Raw genomic sequence first — 18106 nt, 5'->3', positions numbered from 1 at the left:
TTATCTTTTTTCCGCTTTATTATTTTCCCATACAAAATTCACTAAAGATTTCATTCACTAAATCTTCACCTAATGACTCACCAATTACATTTCCCAATGACTCATATGCATTCATTAAATCAATAGAATAAAAATCTTCCGGCATCAAATCTAATATACTATTCTTAACTAGTAATAATGAATTATAAGCGTCTTTAATTGCCGCTTCATGTCTAACATTTGTAATATAAATTTGGTCATTAAAGGATATATTACCTTTATAAAACATATCCTTTATTTCACTTTCTAATAAATCAATTCCTTCATTCTCTTTTGTTGATATGGTAATAATAGTTTTATCCACAACTTTTTTTAATTTATCTTCAGTTATTAACATATTCAAATCTGATTTGTTTAAAAGTATAATAACTTTTTTATCTTGAATCATATCAATTATTTTATAATCATTTTGATCTAAATTTGTTGTCGCATCTACTACATATATTATTAAATCTGAATTTAATAAATGGTTTTTTGCTTTATTTACGCCTATTTGTTCAACCAAATCATCTGTATCTCTAATACCTGCTGTATCGACTAAATTTAAATTAACTCCATTTAAATTTATACTTTCTTCTAATGAATCTCTTGTAGTTCCAGCAATATCTGTTACAATTGCACGTTCTTCTCCTAATAATACATTTAATAAAGATGATTTACCTGCATTGGGTTTTCCAATTATAACAGTCTTTATTCCTTCTTTTATTATTTTTCCGCTTTTTGAAGATTTTAATAATAATTCCAATTCACTTATTAAATTTTCTATTTTAATCAATAGATTTTCTCCATATCCATCAATTTGAATATGTTCTGGATCATCCAACGCTGATTCAATAAACGCCACTTCATGAATTATTTCTTTTCTTATTTTTTCTATCTTTTGTGAAACAGCTCCTTTTAATTGATTAACAGAACTTTGTCTTGCATAATCATTTTTAGCATTAATTAAATCTATTACGGCTTCTGCTTGTGATAAATCAATTCTTCCATTTAAAAAAGCTCTTTTTGTAAATTCTCCTGGTTCTGCTAACCTTGCTCCGTTTTTTATAATCACTTCTAAAATTTTCTTTACTACTAATATGCCGCCATGACAATCAATCTCTACAATATCTTCTTTTGTATAACTATTTGGTGCTTTCATTATAAGAACTAAAACTTCATCAATGACTATATCTTGATCAACAATAAAACCATAATGAATCGTATGACTTTTTGCTTCAACTATATTTTTCTTATTATTTTTTGGCTGATATATTTTTCCTAATATCGTTATTGCATCTTCACCACTAATTCTAATTTTTCCAATTCCAGAATTAGCAACAGCTGTAGCTATAGCTGCAATTGTATCTATCTTCATAAACTTCACCTTTTCGATAATATTAAATTTATATTTAACTTTATTTTATATAGAAATTTAGGGAATAAAAAGGATTGGTTGAACCAATCCTTCCTTTCAAATTATCTTTTAATTGTAACAACTACATGTCTAAAAGGATCTTCTCCTTCACTATGTGTACTAACATATTTATCATTTTGCAATGCAGAATGAATCACTCTTCTCTCATAGGGATTCATAGGTTCTAAAGAAACAGAACGTTTTGTTCTTTTTACCTTATAAGCAATATTTTTAGCTAAATTTTCTAAAGTATCTTTTCTTCTTTTTCTATAATTTTCAGTATCTACCTTAACTCTTTTATAAGAAGAAGAATCCTTATTTATTACTAAACTAGTTAAGTACTGTAAAGCATCAAGAGTTTGTCCTCTTTTACCAATTAATGGGCCCATATCTTCTCCTCTTAAATCAATATCAACAGAGCCTTTTTCTTCATTTTCTTTAATCACTACATCTACTTGCATATTCATTACTTTAAAAACATTATCTAAAAATTGTTTTGCTTTATTCTCATTTGTTACTTTTTTACGTACCTTTATTATTGCTGGCTTACTTGCAAATCCGAAAAAGCCTGTACTTCCCTTTTCAATTACTTCATACTCAATATTATCACTTGTCGTTCCAAGTTTAATCAAAGCTTCAGTAATTGCATCATCTACCGTTTTCGCTTTAATTTCCATAAACTCCATACAATACCCTCCTATTTAAGATTCTTTTCATTATACTGCTTCACTAAATTTGCTTTTGATGCTAAACTTCCGGGCTTACTCGTACTATTTTCTGTTGACTTACTTACAGTATCTTTCTCACTATAAGAAGTAGTCTTTTTTGTTTCATCAATCTTTTTCGTATTTATTTTAGCATTTGTAGAAATCTTTTGAGCTGGGTTTCCTGATTTTTCATTCTTTTTTTTCACTTTTTCCTGATTTATTCTTACTAATTCATCAGTAGAAACACGATTTAAATATTTATTAATTGCAACTTGCTGAATACTTCTTACTACCGCACCAGAAATCCAATAGATACCCATACCTGCCGGTAAAGTAAAACAAAAAACAGCAGAAATAATCGGCATTGTAAAATTTAGGGATTTCATTGAAGAAGCCATAGGATTACTATCATCATCCGGAATACTTTGTGGCATTAATTTGTAATTCATTATTTGTGTTATCGCTGATAAAACTGGAATTAACAAAGCAGCAATTACCATAATATAATTTTTATTTGAAATTGCACTCATAAATATACTTGATGGTGAATTTGCTATATTAATACCCAAAAAATTATTCATATGATCAATACTACTTTGCGTATTGCTTATCATTGAACCCAAACCATTAAAACTATCTTTTAATGCATCCCATTGATCTGTCGATAACTTATATAAAGCATCAATAATTGAATTCTTTTGTATTGCTAAACTGGCTGCCTTATCTATATTAACAACTTTTATATTTTTATCTGATAAAAACTTAATAAAATTATTTATATTATCTGAAGATGATAAGGATTCTGCCAACGGCATAAATATTCCTTTCACACTACCTACATATGCAGGAATATTATTAATTACTCTATATAATGAAAAGAAAATTGGCATTTGAACCAAAAGTGGTAAACATTGACCTGATGGAGAAGATCCATACTTTTCATATACCAGTTTTGTTTCTTCATTTAATTTCTGCATAGAAGCCTGATCATTTTTACCCTTATATTTCTTTCTAATTTCTTGTAACTCAGGATTCATCTTTGCAGACATTTTTGCAAACTTCTGCTGTTTTATTGTCAATGGTAACATACACAAATAGACTACAACTGTAAAAAGAATAATACACAAACCGATATTTTGAATACCGAAATTATTTAAAAACATATATATGGCATTCATAAGCCACCCTAATAATTTAGCAATTGGACCTAAAATAAAAGTATTACTTTGAGTCAATAAAATACTAGTCAAAAAATAACCTCCCTTTATGGAACAGGATCATATCCCCCTTTTGAAAAAGGATTACATCTTAATAATCTCCAAGCCGTTAATAATGAACCTTTGATAGCACCATATTTTTCAATTGCCTCAAGTCCATACTGCGAACATGTTGGTATATAAGGACATTTTGAAGATTTTAACGGTGATAGATACCTTCTATAAATTTTTATTAAAAATAATAATATTTTTTTCAAAACAATTCCATCTTCTTTTTCTTTTTTTTATTTAATTATATTATGAAGCTTAAATAAATGCATCAAAGCACTTTCTATCTCTTTATAACTTTTATCTTTTGCACCGGTTCGTGCAACTATAACAATATCAAATCCATTTTTTAATTGATTTTCATCTAATCTATAACTTTCTTTCACTAATCTTGTAATTCGATGTCTTATAACACTATTTCCAACTTTTTTACTTACTGATATACCTAATCGATTTTTATTGGATTCATTATTCAAAACATACATTACTAAATACTTATTTGCAAACGATTTTCCTTTTTCATATACAAATTTAAAATCTCGATTCTTTTTTAATGACTCTGAAAAGTTCATATAATCAATTCCTTTTTTACTACATTATATATAGTAAGTATATTTCATGAATAATATATGATAGTGGATATAACTAACTCCACTATCATAGAAGAAAAGACCACAATCATGCGGCCCTATGCAGATAATTTTTTTCTTCCTTTTAATCTTCTAGCAGCTAATACTTTTCTTCCGCCTTTTGTACTCATTCTTGCTCTAAATCCATGAACTTTTGCTCTTGATCTCTTTTTAGGTTGAAATGTCATTTTCATTCGAATGCACCTCCTTTTATATAACCAAATATCTATAATATGGTAAAATAATTTTCTAACAACCGAAAAGGTTACTTTTCAAATTGTATAATATGTTCAAAAACACCATTTCAATTATATTCAATAAAAGCATATTAGTCAAGTAAATAGTGGACATTTTTAAATTTATTACTTACGAATAAAAACAAAGAAATACAGTTATAGATTTGTATGTGGATATTTTAATTTACATAATGTTATCCACATAATGGGGATATCTTGTGGATAACATTATAATTTCATGTTAAAAACTTTCTTTTACTAAAAACTTTTCCTTTATTTTCAATAAATTTTTTATATGGATAACTTGTATAACTTATTCACATAAAAATCATTGAAATAAAATATCCACATTAGTATAAGTCACTATTCACATCTATATCCACATACAAAATAGGCATTGATTAATTGAATATTTTAGTATAATATAGAATGTGAGAGATTCTATGTAGTAATATAATTATTAACTTATTATTTCTTATATCATATTTTTTAGGGAGCATTATAATGGAAATTATTATAGAAAAGTGGGAAGAAATACTTGAAACAGTAAGAAAAGAACATGAGTTGACACCTATTTCTTTTGAAACCTGGTTGAAGCCTTTAAAGGTTCACAGTGTCATAGGAAATGAATTAACGATATTAGTTCCTTCTGAACAAATGGGATTAGAATACATTAATAAAAAGTATAAACTTCCTATTAAAGTAGCTGTTGCTGAATTTACAGGTCTAACATATGAAATAGTTTTTATTTTACCTGAACAAGCAAAGCAAAGTGAAGTTTTTGCTTCTCCTATAAAAAATGAAGTAGTTATTAATGCCGAAAAAGGCAATCTTAATCCAAAATATACTTTTGATACTTTTGTAGTCGGCGGGAATAATCGTTTCGCACATTCTGCATCTTTAGCTGTAGCCGAATCACCGGGAGAAGCTTACAATCCACTCTTTTTATATGGAGGAGTTGGTCTTGGTAAAACACATTTAATGCATTCTATTGCACATTTTATATTATCTAAAAATCCAAATGCTAAAGTTTTATATGTGACATCAGAATTTTTCACGAATGAAGTTATTGAAGCAATTCGTAATGGAAACAATACTGCAATGTCTAAATTTAGAGAAAAATACAGAAATATTGATGTTCTTTTAATTGATGATGTTCAGTTTATTATAGGAAAAGAAAGTACACAGGAAGAATTCTTCCATACTTTTAATGACTTACATGGTGCAAAAAAGCAAATTATTCTATCCAGTGATAAACCTCCAAAAGAAATGGAAACTTTAGAGGACAGACTCCGATCAAGGTTTGAATGGGGATTGATAGCTGATATTCAGTCTCCGGATTATGAAACCAGAATGGCAATCCTACGAAAAAAGGAAGAATTAGATGGTTATAACGTTGATGATGAAGTTATTCAATACATTGCTACTAATGTAAAATCTAATATTAGAGAATTAGAAGGCGCTCTAAATAAATTAATTGCACATTCAAGACTTGAACCTGAAAATAAAGAGATTACTGTTAAAATGGCAGAAAATATATTACAGGATTTAATTTATCCGGACAAGCCTAAAGAAATTACACCTGAACTTATTATTGAAACAGTCGCTGAACACTTTGGATTTAAGGTATCAGATCTGGTTTCTCAAAAAAGAAACTCAGAAATTGTAGTTCCAAGACAAATAGCTATGTATCTCTGTCGTGATATGACAGATGCACCTTTAAAAAAAATTGGTAATTTACTTGGTAAAAGAGATCATACAACTATAATTCACGGTGCTGATAAAATATCAAAAGATATCGCTGTTAATGAAACTACAAAAAATGTAGTTGAAACAATAAAGAAAAAAATCAATCCTAATTAGGACTCATTCTATTTATTAACATATTTATGTTCATAGTGTGTGAATAAGATGTTTATATTTGTGAATATCATTTTTATTAAAATTACAATGTTAAAAACTTAATAGTTATTCTTCACTTATTTTGGTGTTTTAAACATAGTTATTCTTAGTAATTTTAATTTAATTTCCAATGGATTCATAAGTTATACACTTACTAACACCTATTACTAATAATATTACTATTATCAATTATATATTTATAAATGAAAATCCAGAAGGGAGTTATTCACAAAGATGAAAATTATATGTTCAAAATCTAAATTATTACATGGTGTTAATATTGTTTCCAAGGCAGTTCCCTCAAGAACTACAATGGCTATACTGGAATGTATTCTGATTGATGCATCAACAAATGAAATAAAATTAACAGCAAATGATATGGAATTAGGTATAGAAACCAAAATTGAAGGCGAAATTATAGAAAAAGGTATTATTGCATTAGATGCCAAAATCTTTTCCGAAATTGTAAGAAAGTTACCTGATAATGATGTTGTAATAGAAACGGATTCCAATTTTAAAACAGTCATAACTTGTGAAAAAGCGAAATTTAATATTGTAGGTAAATCAGGAGAAGATTTTTCATATTTACCATATATAGAGAAATCTGATTTTATTACTATTTCTCAATTTACACTGAAAGAAGTTATTAGACAAACAATATTTTCAATTGCTGATAATGATACTAATAAATTAATGACAGGAGAATTATTTGAAATTAATGATAATGAGTTAAAAGTAGTTTCTTTAGATGGTCATAGAATTTCTATTAGAAAAATAGAATTAAAAGAGTCATATGATAGCAAAAAAGTAGTAGTACCCGGTAAAACATTAAATGAAATAAGTAAAATTCTATCTGGTGAAGTTGATGAAGAAGTAAAAATGTTCTTTACCAAAAATCATATAGTTTTTGAATTTGATAATACTATGGTTGTTTCAAGATTGATTGAAGGAGAATATTTTAAAATTGCCCAAATGCTATCATCAGATTATGAAACAAAGATTAAAGTAAATAAAAAAGAATTATTAAGCTGTATTGACAGAGCAACACTCCTGGTTAAAGAAGGGGACAAAAAACCTATTATTATAAACATAAATGATGAAATTATGGAATTAAAAATTAATTCTTTTGTAGGTTCTATGAATGAAGATATTGATATTTCTAAAGAGGGAAAAGATATCCTGATCGGCTTTAATCCTAAATTTTTAATTGACGCATTAAGAGTTATTGAAGATGAGGAAGTTACTATATATCTTGTTAATCCTAAAGCGCCTTGTTTTATTAAAGATGAAAATGAAAAATATATTTATTTAATTCTTCCTGTAAATTTTAATGCATCATAAGTATGGATAGAAAAGAGATAAAAATGGAAATAAAATTAAGAGATGAATTTATAAAACTAGGACAGGCATTAAAAGCTGCTGGATTGGTAGAATCAGGTCTGTTTGCTAAGTTAGTTATTAAAGATGGTTTAGTAAAAGTAAATGGAACAATAGAATATCAACGAGGAAAAAAGCTTTATGATGGAGATATTGTTTCATATGATGGAGAGGAAATTAAAATTGTAAAATGATCATAGAATCCATTCAACTGAACAATTTTAGAAATTATAATAACTTAGATATTGAATTTGATTGTGGAACAAATATCTTTTATGGGGATAACGCTCAAGGAAAAACTAATATTCTTGAAAGTATTTATTTAAGTGGTACTACTAAATCCCATAAAGGAAGTAAAGATAGAGAAATGATTCAATTTCATGAGGATGAATCACATATTAGGACCAAAATTAAAAAGAATCAGGTTCTTTATCAAATTGATATTCATTTAAAAAAGAATAAACCAAAGGGAATTGCAATAAATGGTATTCCAATAAAAAAAGCAAGTGAATTATTTGGTATAATCAATATAGTTTTTTTTTCTCCGGAGGATCTAAATATTATTAAAAATGGTCCACAGGAAAGAAGACGTTTTATTGATATGGAATTATGTCAGTTAGATAAGATATATTTGTATAATTTATCTAATTATAATAAAGTTTTAAATCAAAGAAATAAATTACTAAAAGATATTTCATTCAGACCTGAATTAAAAGACACTATATCAATATGGGATAACCAATTATATAAATTTGGGTTTGAGATTATTAGTCGAAGAAGAGAATTTATTTTGAATTTAAACGAAATAATATTTAAAATACATAAGAAATTATCTGGCGAAAAGGAAGATTTAGTCTTAAAATACGAACCTAATATTGAAAAAGAATTATTTGTTGAGAGTCTGAAAAAAAATTTAGATAGAGATTTAAAACTTAAAACAACATCAATAGGACCTCATAGAGATGATTTATTATTTTTAATTAAAGGAATTGATATTAGAAAATATGGATCTCAAGGACAACAGAGGACATCAGCACTTTCTTTAAAATTAGCAGAGATTGAGCTTGTAAAAAAAGTAATCAGCGATATGCCTGTTTTATTATTAGACGATGTTTTATCTGAGCTTGATAGTAAGAGACAAAATTATTTATTAAAAAATATTGATAATATTCAAACATTAATAACATGTACTGGATTGGATGAATTTGTAAAGAATAGATTTCAAATTAATAAAGTTTTTCAGGTAGTAGAAGGAAAAGTTTTTCATAAAGAAACAGAATAATTGTGGAAAACAGTAGGAGGATTCATATGAGTACAGAGTACGGTGCAGATCAAATACAGATATTAGAAGGATTAGAAGCAGTTAGAAAAAGACCAGGTATGTATATTGGAAGTACATCATCAAAAGGATTACATCATTTGGTATATGAAATTGTGGATAATGCAGTAGATGAAGCTTTAGCAGGATATTGTGATACTATTAATGTAATCATTAATAAAGATAATTCTGTAACAGTAATCGATAATGGCCGTGGTATTCCAATTGGAATTAATCAAAAAGCCGGTATTCCGGCAGTAGAAGTTGTATTTACGATACTTCATGCAGGAGGAAAATTTGGAGGCGGAGGTTATAAAGTATCAGGTGGTCTCCATGGTGTAGGTGCGTCTGTAGTAAATGCATTGTCAAATTGGCTTGAAGTAAGGATTTATAAAGATGGAAAAATATATAAACAAAGATATGAAAGAGGACATGTAATGCATCCATTGGAAATCGTTGGTGATTGTGATGCTGAAAAGACTGGGACAGAAGTAACTTTTTGTCCTGATGGCAGTATCTTTGAAGATACAATTTATGATTATGATATACTAAAACAACGACTTAGAGAAATGGCATTTCTTACTAAAAATTTAAAAATTATTCTCCAAGATCATAGAAAAGAACCTATTATAAAAAAAGAGTTTCATTATGCAGGCGGGATAAAGGAATTTGTTGAGTATTTAAATAATAGCAAAAAAGAATTATACAATGATGTTATTTATTGTGAAGGAACAAAAGATAATGTTTATGTAGAAGTTGCAATGCAGCATAATGATTCATATACAGAAAGTACGTATAGTTTTGTTAATAATATTACGACTCCCGAAGGTGGAACTCATTTGTCAGGATTTCGTAATGCATTGACAAAAACATTTAATGATTATGCTAGAACAAATAAATTATTAAAAGAAAATGAGTCTAATTTATCTGGTGAAGATATTCGTGAAGGTCTGACCGCAATTATAAGTGTTAAAATTGAAGAACCACAATTTGAGGGGCAGACAAAACAGAAATTAGGAAATAGCGAAGCACGTGGTGCTGTTGACAATATTGTAAGTGAACAATTAACATATTATCTGGAACAGAATCCTCAGATTGCAAAGAATATTTGTGAAAAATCAATTATGGCGCAAAGAGCGAGAGATGCAGCTAGAAAAGCGAGAGATTTAACTAGAAGAAAAAGTGCATTAGAAGGTATGTCACTTCCTGGAAAACTGGCAGATTGTTCTGATAAGAATCCAGAAAATTGTGAAATTTATATTGTTGAAGGGGATTCTGCAGGCGGTTCAGCAAAAACAGCCAGAAGCAGAAATACGCAAGCTATCTTACCCTTAAGAGGTAAAATTTTAAATGTAGAAAAGGCAAGACTTGATAAAATCTATGCAAATGCTGAAATTAAAGCTATGATAACTGCTTTTGGTACCGGAATACATGATGATTTTGATATCTCAAAACTTAGATATCATAAGATTATTATTATGACTGATGCCGATGTTGATGGTGCTCATATCAGTACATTATTATTAACTTTTTTATATCGTTTTATGCCGGATTTAATAAAAGAGGGTTATGTATATCTAGCACAGCCGCCTCTTTATAAAGTGGAAAAAAGTAAAAAAGTTTGGTATGCATATAGCGATGAAGAGTTAAATGAAATTCTTACAGAAGTTGGAAGAGATGGAAATAATAAAATTCAACGTTATAAAGGTCTTGGTGAAATGGACGCAGAACAACTATGGGAAACTACAATGGATCCTGAAAGCAGAGTATTACTTCGTGTAACTATGAATGAAGAAGCATCTTCAGAAGTAGATGTGACATTTACTACATTAATGGGGGACAAAGTAGAACCTAGAAGAGAGTTCATTGAAGCAAATGCAAAATATGTTAAGAATTTAGACGTATAATTCATAATAGCAATAGATTAGTCGGTTGACTTAAATTGCGAATGGAGGAAATTAGTTATAATGGATGACAAAATATTTGATAAAGTACATGACATAGATCTTATAAAAACAATGGAGACATCTTATATAGATTATGCTATGAGTGTCATTGCTTCTCGTGCACTTCCGGATGTAAGAGATGGATTAAAACCTGTTCAGCGTAGAGTTCTCTTTTCTATGATAGAATTAAATAATGGACCGGATAAACCACATCGTAAATGTGCTCGTATCGTTGGTGATACAATGGGTAAATATCATCCACACGGAGATAGTTCAATCTATGGTGCATTAGTTAATATGGCACAACAATGGTCGACAAGATATCCATTGATTGATGGACATGGAAACTTTGGTTCTGTTGATGGTGATGGAGCAGCGGCAATGCGTTATACAGAAGCACGTTTAAGTAAAATTTCTATGGAAATGCTTGCTGATATAAATAAAGATACTGTTGATTTTGTACCAAACTTTGATGAAACAGAAAAAGAGCCTTCTGTACTGCCATCAAGATTTCCAAATCTATTAGTTAATGGTACAACTGGTATTGCAGTAGGAATGGCAACGAATATTCCTCCGCATAATTTAAAAGAAATAATTGCAGCTGTAGTTAAAATTATTGATAATCAAATTTATGAGAATAGAGATACTGAAATTGATGAATTATTAGATATTATAAAAGGACCTGATTTTCCTACCGGAGCAACGATATTAGGAACTCATGGTATTGAACAGGCTTATCGTACAGGTAGAGGAAAAATTAGAGTTCGTGCAGTAACAGATATTGAACCAATGCAAAATGGGAAAAACAGAATTGTTGTTACTGAGTTACCATATATGGTAAATAAAGCAAGATTAATAGAAAAGATTGCAGAATTAGTCAGAGACAAAAAAATTGAGGGTATTACTGATTTAAGAGATGAATCAGATAGACAAGGTATGCGTATTTGTATTGAGCTTCGTAAAGATGTCAGTGCAAATGTATTATTAAATCAATTATTTAAACATACACAATTGCAAGATACGTTTGGGGTAATTATGATTGCACTTGTTGATAATCAACCAAAAGTACTTAATTTATATCAGATGTTAAATTACTATTTATTACATCAAAAAGATGTAGTAACTAGACGAACTAAATATGAATTAAATAAAGCAGAAGAAAGAGATCATATTTTACAAGGTTTATTGATCGCTTTAGATAATATTGATGAAGTTATTAAAATCATGAGGTCTTCCAGGACTACACAAGATGCAAAGAACCGTTTGATTGAAAGATTTGGTTTAACGGATGTTCAAGCTCAAGCTATTGCAGATATGAGGTTAAGAGCATTGACAGGATTAGAAAGAGAAAAACTTGAAAGCGAACATCTTGAGTTAATGGAAAAAATAGCTGAGTTAAAGTCTATTCTGGCAGATGAAAACAAACTTTTAGGTGTGATAAGAGAAGAAATTATGATAATATCAGAAAAGTTTGGTGATGATAGAAGGACATCCATAGGTTTTGATGAATATGATTTATCAATGGAAGATTTAATACCGAAAGAAAATACAGTTATTGCCATGACGAAATTAGGTTATATAAAAAGAATGACTGTGGATAATTTTAAAAGTCAGCATAGAGGTGGTAAAGGTATTAAAGGAATGCAGACAATAGATGAGGATTACATTGAAGATTTGTTAATGACAACAACTCATCATTATATTATGTTCTTTACAAGTACAGGTAAAGTATATAGATTAAAGGCATATGAAATACCTGAAGCAAGTCGTACAGCCAGAGGTACAGCTATTATTAATCTTCTTCAATTAACACCGGGAGAAAAGATAACTGCTATAATACCAATTAGGGAATATAAAGAAGGCAGATATCTATTTATGGCTACGAAAAAAGGATTGGTTAAAAAGACAGCAATTACTGAATATGCAAATGTTAGAAAAACAGGTTTAGCTGCAATTAGTCTTCGTGAAGAGGATGAATTAATAGAAGTTAAGTCTACAAATAATGAAAAAGATATAATATTGGTTACAAAATATGGACAATGTATTAGATTTAATGAACAAGATGTAAGGCCTACGGGAAGGACATCAATGGGTGTACGTGGAATGAATCTTTCTGATAATGATGAAGTTGTCGGTATGCAGATGCATACTCAAGGAGAATCATTATTGATTATTTCAGAAAAAGGTCTAGGTAAACGTACCATGATGGATGAGTTTACATCTCAAAACCGTGGCGGTAAAGGTGTAAAATGTTATAAAATTACTGAAAAAACTGGTAATGTAGTAGGCGTAAAAGCTGTTAATCCGGATCATGAAATTATGATCATTACAATTGAAGGCATTATAATTCGATTAATGATTAAAGATATTTCAATTCTTGGTAGAATTACATCAGGTGTTAAATTAATTAATATGGAAAATGATATTACGGTTGCAAGTATTGCTAAAGTTAGAGATAGTGCGCCGGATTTAACAGAAGAAGTTTTAAAAAAGCTTGAAGAAGAATTAAATCAAGAAAATTAAAATAATCAATAAAATATTTTATAAAGTAGAGAAAACAATCTAAAGATATGATAAAATATTTTTAGATTGTTTTTTGTTCTATAAATATATAACAAGGAGATGTACTTATGATAAATACTATATATCAAATACTTTGGTTGTTTTATATTTATTCATTTATAGGCTGGTGTATTGAAGTAGTTTATGCAACACTTAATACAGGAAAATTTGTAAACAGGGGTTTTTTAAATGGACCTTTTTGTCCTATTTATGGATTTGGAGTACTCGTTGTAATTATATTATTAGAACCGATAAAAGAGAATTTAGTTATATTATTTCTTGGATCTTTAGTTTTAACCTCAATTATAGAATTTATAACAGGATTTGTATTAAAAAAAGTTTTTAATAACAGTTGGTGGGATTATACAGATTTGCCATTTAATTTATGTGGATATATCTGTTTGAAGTTTTCTATAATGTGGGGAATTGCTTGTGTTACTATAATACAAATCATACATCCTGCTGTTACTTATTTTGTAAAATTAATTCCATATAATATTGGCATTATCATAATTTCATTAATCATAATTTCATTTTGTTTTGATATAATTGTGACCATTAATGCTATTCTAGAATTAAATAAAAGACTTTCTCTAATGAATGAAATTTCTAAAAAGTTAAAATATATCTCAGATGAGCTGGGAGAAAATATATCTAATGGAGTTGTAGATATAATGGAAATTAGTGATGAATGGAAAAATAATATTGGAAATATAAAAGTAAATTTAGATGAAAAAAAGCAAGAGATTTATCAATTGAAAGAAAGCTACCGGAAATTGTTTGAGAAAAAATATATAATACATAAACGATTAATGAAAGCTTTCCCAAGAATGAAATCAAAAAATTATCAAGAAGTATTAGATAACTTAAAATCGTATTATAAAAATAAAAAGTTAAGATAAGTGGTGATAAATATGGAACAATTAAGTGTATTATGTATAGGAATTGCGTGTGTAGATACTATAATAAAAGGTTTTGATTTTGAAAAATTTGCAAACTCTGAAGAAACATATAGAGTTGAAAAAATTGAAAAATCAATAGGTGGTGATGCTGCGAATCAAGCAATAAATTTAAAAAAATTATCAAATAATGTTCGATTAGTATGTGGAGTTGGTAATGATTATAATGGTAATTATGTCAAAAGTGTATTAAAAGATCAAGATATATCTCTCGAATCGATTCTAACATTTGATTGTCAAACATCACAAGCAATTGTGTTAGTAGATAATAATGGTCAAAGAAGATTTATTTCACCAAAATCAAATCAAAATATTCCATATAATATTAATAATGAAATGATTCCATCTGCAAAAATAATATCATTAGCAAGTATTGGTTCCTTACCATTTCGCAATTTAGATAATATTCAAAAAGTTGTTGAAACTGCTAATAAAGATAATGCTACTATTTGTGCTGATGTAATTTGTTCAGGTTGGCTTAAAGAATTACAACAGATTGAAAGTGTTTTGAAAAAAATAGATTATATATTTCCTAATAGGGAAGAAGCATATAAATTAACAAAAAAAAATAATATAGTAGATATGGCAGAAAAGTTTTTGGATTCTGGTGTTAATAATGTAATCATTAAATTAGGAGAAAAGGGTTGCTTTTTTAAAAATGAAAAAGAAGAATTTATAATCCCAGGAGTAAAAAATGTTCGTGTTGTGGACACGACGGGAGCAGGTGACAGTTTTGCCGCAGGTTTTATAACTGCTTTAATTAAACAAAAAAGTAATAAAGAATGTTGTAGATACGCCAACGCGATAGCAGCTATAAATGTGCAATATACAGGAACAACTTCAGTTTCTTATAATAAAGAAAAAATAAATGAATATATCAATTATATTAGAAATGAGGAAAAGAATGAGAAAAGTAAATGTTAATTTGATAGTAGATACAATAGAAGAAATGTGTATTGAAGCTGCGCATTTTTTATCTACTGATATGGATCATGCAATGAAAAATGCTATGAATTCTGAAGAATCACCTCTTGGAAAACAGATTTTAAATCAATTGCAGAAAAATTTAAAAATAGCGAAAGAAGAGATGATACCCATATGCCAAGATACCGGAATGGTCGTTATTTTTATGGAAATAGGTCAGGAAGTTTATATTGAAGGGGGAATATTAGAGGAAGCCATCAATGAAGGTGTTAGAAGAGGATATATAAATGGATATCTAAGAAAATCTGTTGTAGAAGATCCTATATATAGGAAAAATACAAAGGATAATACTCCGGCAGTAATACATTATAATATTGTTCCTGGCAATAAGGTAGAAATTACAGTTGCTCCAAAAGGTTTTGGAAGTGAAAATATGAGTCGGATTTTCATGTTAAAACCATCTGATGGGATTGAAGGAGTTAAAAATGCTATTTTAACTGCAGTGAAAGATGCAGGTCCAAATGCATGTCCTCCTATGGTAGTAGGGGTTGGAGTAGGTGGTACTTTTGAAAAGTGTGCAATTTTGGCTAAAAAAGCTTTAACAAGACAGGTAGGAGATCATTCAGAAATTGAATATATAAAAGAATTAGAACTAGAAATGCTGGAAAAAGTGAATAAATTAGGAATTGGTCCAGGTGGTCTTGGTGGTTCAACTACAGCACTTGCTGTAAATATAGATACATATCCTACACATATAGCAGGATTACCTGTTGCAATTAATATATGTTGTCATGTAAATAGACATATTAAGAAAGAAATATAATTTAGAGTATGTTATCCACAAAAGTTAGATAAATTGTGGATAATAATGATAATCTATTAATGAAAAGAGGATAACTATGGATAAGTATTTAAGTGTGCCTATTAAAAGTGAAGAATTAAAAAAATTAAAAGCAGGAGATTATGTATATATTACGGGTATAATTTATACTGCAAGAGATGCTGCACATAAAAGAATGATTGAAACTTTAAAAGAAGGAAAAGATATTCCTTTTAATGTAGAAAATAATATAATTTATTATATGGGACCAACTCCGGCTAGAGAAGGTATGCCTATTGGTTCTGCAGGACCTACAACTGCAAGTCGTATGGATAAATATACGCCGGTCTTATTAGACAGAGGTTTAAAAGGAATGATAGGAAAAGGTAAAAGATCGGATGAAGTAAAAGATTCAATCATTAATAATGGTGCTGTTTATTTTGCTGCAGTTGGCGGTGCAGGAGCTTTATTATCAAAATGTATAAAAAAATCAACTATTATAGCATATGATGATTTAGGTACAGAAGCAATTAGAAAATTAGAAGTAGAAAATTTTCCTGTAATAGTCGTTATTGATACAGAAGGACAAAATTTATACGATACAGCATCTATTAAATATGAGAAAGAGTAAATAATTAATTAAGTGGTTATAATAATTAGTGATAGTTTACATTAGAGGAATTTATTATGAATAGAATTATCTTAATGGTTTTAAAAAATTTATTTTTTGCACCATTTTGGTTCATAAAATTATGTTTTTATTGCAGAGCCAAAAAATATACAGAGCAACAACGTTTTGATTTATTAAAAAAGGGAACAAAAAAAGCAAATAAAGGCGGGCGTGTTATAATAGAAGCAATAGGTTTGGATAATATACCAAAAGAAAATGGTTATATTATGTTTCCAAATCATCAAGGGCTTTATGATGTGTTAGCTTTTTTGGATGTACATCCACATCCTTTTTCTGTTATTATGAAGAAAGAGGTAGAAGATATTCCATTTTTAAAACAGATATTTATTTGTATGAGAGCATATGCAATTGATAGAGAAGATGTTAGAAAATCAATGAAAATAATTATGCAGGTCACAAAAGAAGTGAAAGAAGGTAGGAATTTTATTATATTTGCAGAAGGTACCAGATCTAAAGGAAATTTTACAAGGGAATTTAAAGGAGGCAGCTTTAAAAGTGCAATGAATGCTAAATGCCCAATTGTACCTGTTGCACTAATAAATGCTTTCCAACCATTTGATAGTAATAAGATTGATAAGGTTATAGTTAAGATACAATACTTAAAACCACTTTATTATGATGATTATAAAAATATGAAGTCTGTTGAAATTGCAAACTATGTTAAAAGAGTGATTGATCAGGCTTTGAAAGAAAATGAAGAAATTTGAGAAAAAACAGATTGACAAACAGTATACGTTTTAGTATAATAATTTTTGCGTTACGATATAGATAATATCATAATGGAAAATATTTTATTCAGGAGAAATACTCAAGTGGCTGAAGAGGTGCCCCTGCTAAGGGTATAGGTCGTTTGCGCGGCGCGAGGGTTCAAATCCCTCTTTCTCCGTTCTTTATTTTCTAACTTTTATATTCTATATAATATAAGTATAGATTATTTTTTTGTCAAAAAGCTAAAAAAAGTATTTGACAATTATTAAGTAAAATGGTATTATAGAAATCTACTCGCGAAAAACATAGAAATATGTAAAACGAGCAAAAGAAAAAAAAGTGTTGACAACAGCTTGAAGATGTGATAATCTATTATAGCTGTCGCAATAAAAGACAGAAAAGAACATTGATAATTAAACAGTGAAAACAACCTTGAAAGATTCAAAAGAGATTTCAAAGAGAACAAGTGTTACAGTTAAAAAATAACTATAACGCGACCTAAAAAACAGTAAAGACTGGAAACAGTCGACGGAAGAATTAGCCAAGCTAAATTCTGAAGGAAAAAACTTTATTTGAGAGTTTGATCCTGGCTCAGGATGAACGCTGGCGGCTGTCTCATATACACAT

Annotated in this window: 17 protein-coding genes and 1 tRNA gene; 12 read left to right on the top strand and 6 right to left on the bottom strand. The window is 28.7% G+C overall.

The window, feature by feature from the left end; all coding sequences use genetic code 11:
* Positions 1-19: 19 nt before the first annotated feature.
* The 6 genes from mnmE to rpmH all read right to left on the bottom strand — a co-directional run bounded on the left by mnmE (position 20) and on the right by rpmH (position 4230).
* Complete coding sequence (mnmE, locus tag DWV06_RS08920) at positions 20-1396, bottom strand: tRNA uridine-5-carboxymethylaminomethyl(34) synthesis GTPase MnmE (protein ID WP_115481839.1); 1377 nt, start codon at positions 1394-1396, stop codon at positions 20-22.
* A 101-nt stretch (positions 1397-1497) separates the two neighbouring features.
* Positions 1498-2121 (bottom strand): RNA-binding cell elongation regulator Jag/EloR, encoded by a 624-nt coding sequence (jag, locus tag DWV06_RS08915; RefSeq protein ID WP_115481838.1) that lies wholly within the window; start codon positions 2119-2121, stop codon positions 1498-1500.
* 11 nt (positions 2122-2132) lie between these two features.
* Positions 2133-3392, bottom strand: a complete 1260-nt coding sequence (locus DWV06_RS08910; RefSeq protein WP_115481837.1) for a YidC/Oxa1 family membrane protein insertase — start codon at positions 3390-3392, stop codon at positions 2133-2135.
* Positions 3393-3406: 14 nt separating this feature from the next.
* Positions 3407-3616, bottom strand: coding sequence for a membrane protein insertion efficiency factor YidD (gene yidD / locus DWV06_RS08905; RefSeq protein WP_115481836.1), 210 nt, complete (start codon positions 3614-3616; stop codon positions 3407-3409).
* Between the two features lie 27 nt (positions 3617-3643).
* Positions 3644-3979 carry a ribonuclease P protein component gene (gene rnpA / locus DWV06_RS08900; protein ID WP_115481835.1) on the bottom strand — a complete coding sequence of 112 codons (336 nt, stop codon included), beginning with the start codon at positions 3977-3979 and terminating at the stop codon, positions 3644-3646.
* Positions 3980-4095: 116 nt separating this feature from the next.
* The gene (gene rpmH, locus DWV06_RS08895) at positions 4096-4230 is read right to left on the bottom strand and encodes a 50S ribosomal protein L34 (protein ID WP_005952426.1); all 135 of its coding nucleotides are present in this window, start codon (positions 4228-4230) and stop codon (positions 4096-4098) included.
* Between the two features lie 546 nt (positions 4231-4776).
* On the opposite strand from rpmH, the gene dnaA reads away from it, so the two are divergent.
* The 12 genes from dnaA to DWV06_RS08835 all read left to right on the top strand — a co-directional run bounded on the left by dnaA (position 4777) and on the right by DWV06_RS08835 (position 17657).
* Complete coding sequence (gene dnaA, locus DWV06_RS08890; RefSeq protein WP_115481834.1) at positions 4777-6135, top strand: chromosomal replication initiator protein DnaA; 1359 nt, start codon at positions 4777-4779, stop codon at positions 6133-6135.
* A 273-nt stretch (positions 6136-6408) separates the two neighbouring features.
* The gene (gene dnaN, locus DWV06_RS08885; RefSeq protein WP_115481833.1) at positions 6409-7515 is read left to right on the top strand and encodes a DNA polymerase III subunit beta; all 1107 of its coding nucleotides are present in this window, start codon (positions 6409-6411) and stop codon (positions 7513-7515) included.
* 23 nt (positions 7516-7538) lie between these two features.
* Positions 7539-7745: an RNA-binding S4 domain-containing protein gene (locus DWV06_RS08880; RefSeq protein WP_115481832.1), complete on the top strand. Its 207-nt coding sequence runs from the start codon at positions 7539-7541 to the stop codon at positions 7743-7745.
* Complete coding sequence (recF, locus tag DWV06_RS08875) at positions 7742-8833, top strand: DNA replication/repair protein RecF (RefSeq protein ID WP_115481831.1); 1092 nt, start codon at positions 7742-7744, stop codon at positions 8831-8833. The genes DWV06_RS08880 and recF overlap by 4 nt, the downstream gene beginning before the upstream one ends.
* Before the next feature lie 26 nt (positions 8834-8859).
* On the top strand, positions 8860-10776 hold the full coding sequence (gene gyrB / locus DWV06_RS08870) for a DNA topoisomerase (ATP-hydrolyzing) subunit B (RefSeq protein ID WP_115481830.1): 1917 nt from the start codon (positions 8860-8862) through the stop codon (positions 10774-10776).
* 60 nt (positions 10777-10836) lie between these two features.
* Positions 10837-13338: a DNA gyrase subunit A gene (gene gyrA / locus DWV06_RS08865; RefSeq protein ID WP_115481829.1), complete on the top strand. Its 2502-nt coding sequence runs from the start codon at positions 10837-10839 to the stop codon at positions 13336-13338.
* Positions 13339-13445: 107 nt separating this feature from the next.
* A complete protein-coding gene (locus DWV06_RS08860) occupies positions 13446-14279 on the top strand; it encodes a putative ABC transporter permease (RefSeq protein WP_115481828.1) in 834 nt (277 codons plus the stop codon).
* 12 nt (positions 14280-14291) lie between these two features.
* On the top strand, positions 14292-15260 hold the full coding sequence (locus DWV06_RS08855) for a carbohydrate kinase family protein (protein WP_115481827.1): 969 nt from the start codon (positions 14292-14294) through the stop codon (positions 15258-15260).
* Positions 15241-16083, top strand: coding sequence for a fumarate hydratase (locus DWV06_RS08850; RefSeq protein WP_115481826.1), 843 nt, complete (start codon positions 15241-15243; stop codon positions 16081-16083). The genes DWV06_RS08855 and DWV06_RS08850 overlap by 20 nt, the downstream gene beginning before the upstream one ends.
* 70 nt (positions 16084-16153) lie before the next feature.
* Positions 16154-16711, top strand: coding sequence for a Fe-S-containing hydro-lyase (locus DWV06_RS08845; protein WP_328587640.1), 558 nt, complete (start codon positions 16154-16156; stop codon positions 16709-16711).
* A gap of 56 nt (positions 16712-16767) precedes the next feature.
* A complete protein-coding gene (locus tag DWV06_RS08840) occupies positions 16768-17478 on the top strand; it encodes a lysophospholipid acyltransferase family protein (protein WP_115481824.1) in 711 nt (236 codons plus the stop codon).
* 91 nt (positions 17479-17569) lie between these two features.
* Positions 17570-17657, top strand: a tRNA-Ser gene (locus DWV06_RS08835).
* Positions 17658-18106: the final 449 nt, after the last annotated feature.

Origin of the sequence: Anaerosacchariphilus polymeriproducens, assembly GCF_003363435.1 — a bacterium.
GTDB classification, from domain to species: Bacteria; Bacillota; Clostridia; order Lachnospirales; family Lachnospiraceae; genus Anaerosacchariphilus; species Anaerosacchariphilus polymeriproducens.
This window is presented reverse-complemented; position numbering and strand designations above follow the sequence as displayed.

Excerpts from the sequence above, each read along its gene's own strand:
- dnaA (WP_115481834.1), top strand. The coding sequence starts at position 4,777 with ATGGAAATTATTATAGAAAAGTGGGAAGAAATACTTGAAACAGTAAGA.
- rnpA (WP_115481835.1), bottom strand. The coding sequence starts at position 3,979 with ATGAACTTTTCAGAGTCATTAAAAAAGAATCGAGATTTTAAATTTGTA.
- DWV06_RS08860 (WP_115481828.1), top strand. The coding sequence starts at position 13,446 with ATGATAAATACTATATATCAAATACTTTGGTTGTTTTATATTTATTCA.
- jag (WP_115481838.1), bottom strand. The coding sequence starts at position 2,121 with ATGGAGTTTATGGAAATTAAAGCGAAAACGGTAGATGATGCAATTACT.
- DWV06_RS08850 (WP_115481826.1), top strand. The coding sequence starts at position 15,241 with ATGAGAAAAGTAAATGTTAATTTGATAGTAGATACAATAGAAGAAATG.
- mnmE (WP_115481839.1), bottom strand. The coding sequence starts at position 1,396 with ATGAAGATAGATACAATTGCAGCTATAGCTACAGCTGTTGCTAATTCT.
- DWV06_RS08840 (WP_115481824.1), top strand. The coding sequence starts at position 16,768 with ATGAATAGAATTATCTTAATGGTTTTAAAAAATTTATTTTTTGCACCA.
- gyrA (WP_115481829.1), top strand. The coding sequence starts at position 10,837 with ATGGATGACAAAATATTTGATAAAGTACATGACATAGATCTTATAAAA.
- rpmH (WP_005952426.1), bottom strand. The coding sequence starts at position 4,230 with ATGAAAATGACATTTCAACCTAAAAAGAGATCAAGAGCAAAAGTTCAT.
- DWV06_RS08855 (WP_115481827.1), top strand. The coding sequence starts at position 14,292 with ATGGAACAATTAAGTGTATTATGTATAGGAATTGCGTGTGTAGATACT.
- dnaN (WP_115481833.1), top strand. The coding sequence starts at position 6,409 with ATGAAAATTATATGTTCAAAATCTAAATTATTACATGGTGTTAATATT.
- gyrB (WP_115481830.1), top strand. The coding sequence starts at position 8,860 with ATGAGTACAGAGTACGGTGCAGATCAAATACAGATATTAGAAGGATTA.
- DWV06_RS08880 (WP_115481832.1), top strand. The coding sequence starts at position 7,539 with ATGGAAATAAAATTAAGAGATGAATTTATAAAACTAGGACAGGCATTA.
- recF (WP_115481831.1), top strand. The coding sequence starts at position 7,742 with ATGATCATAGAATCCATTCAACTGAACAATTTTAGAAATTATAATAAC.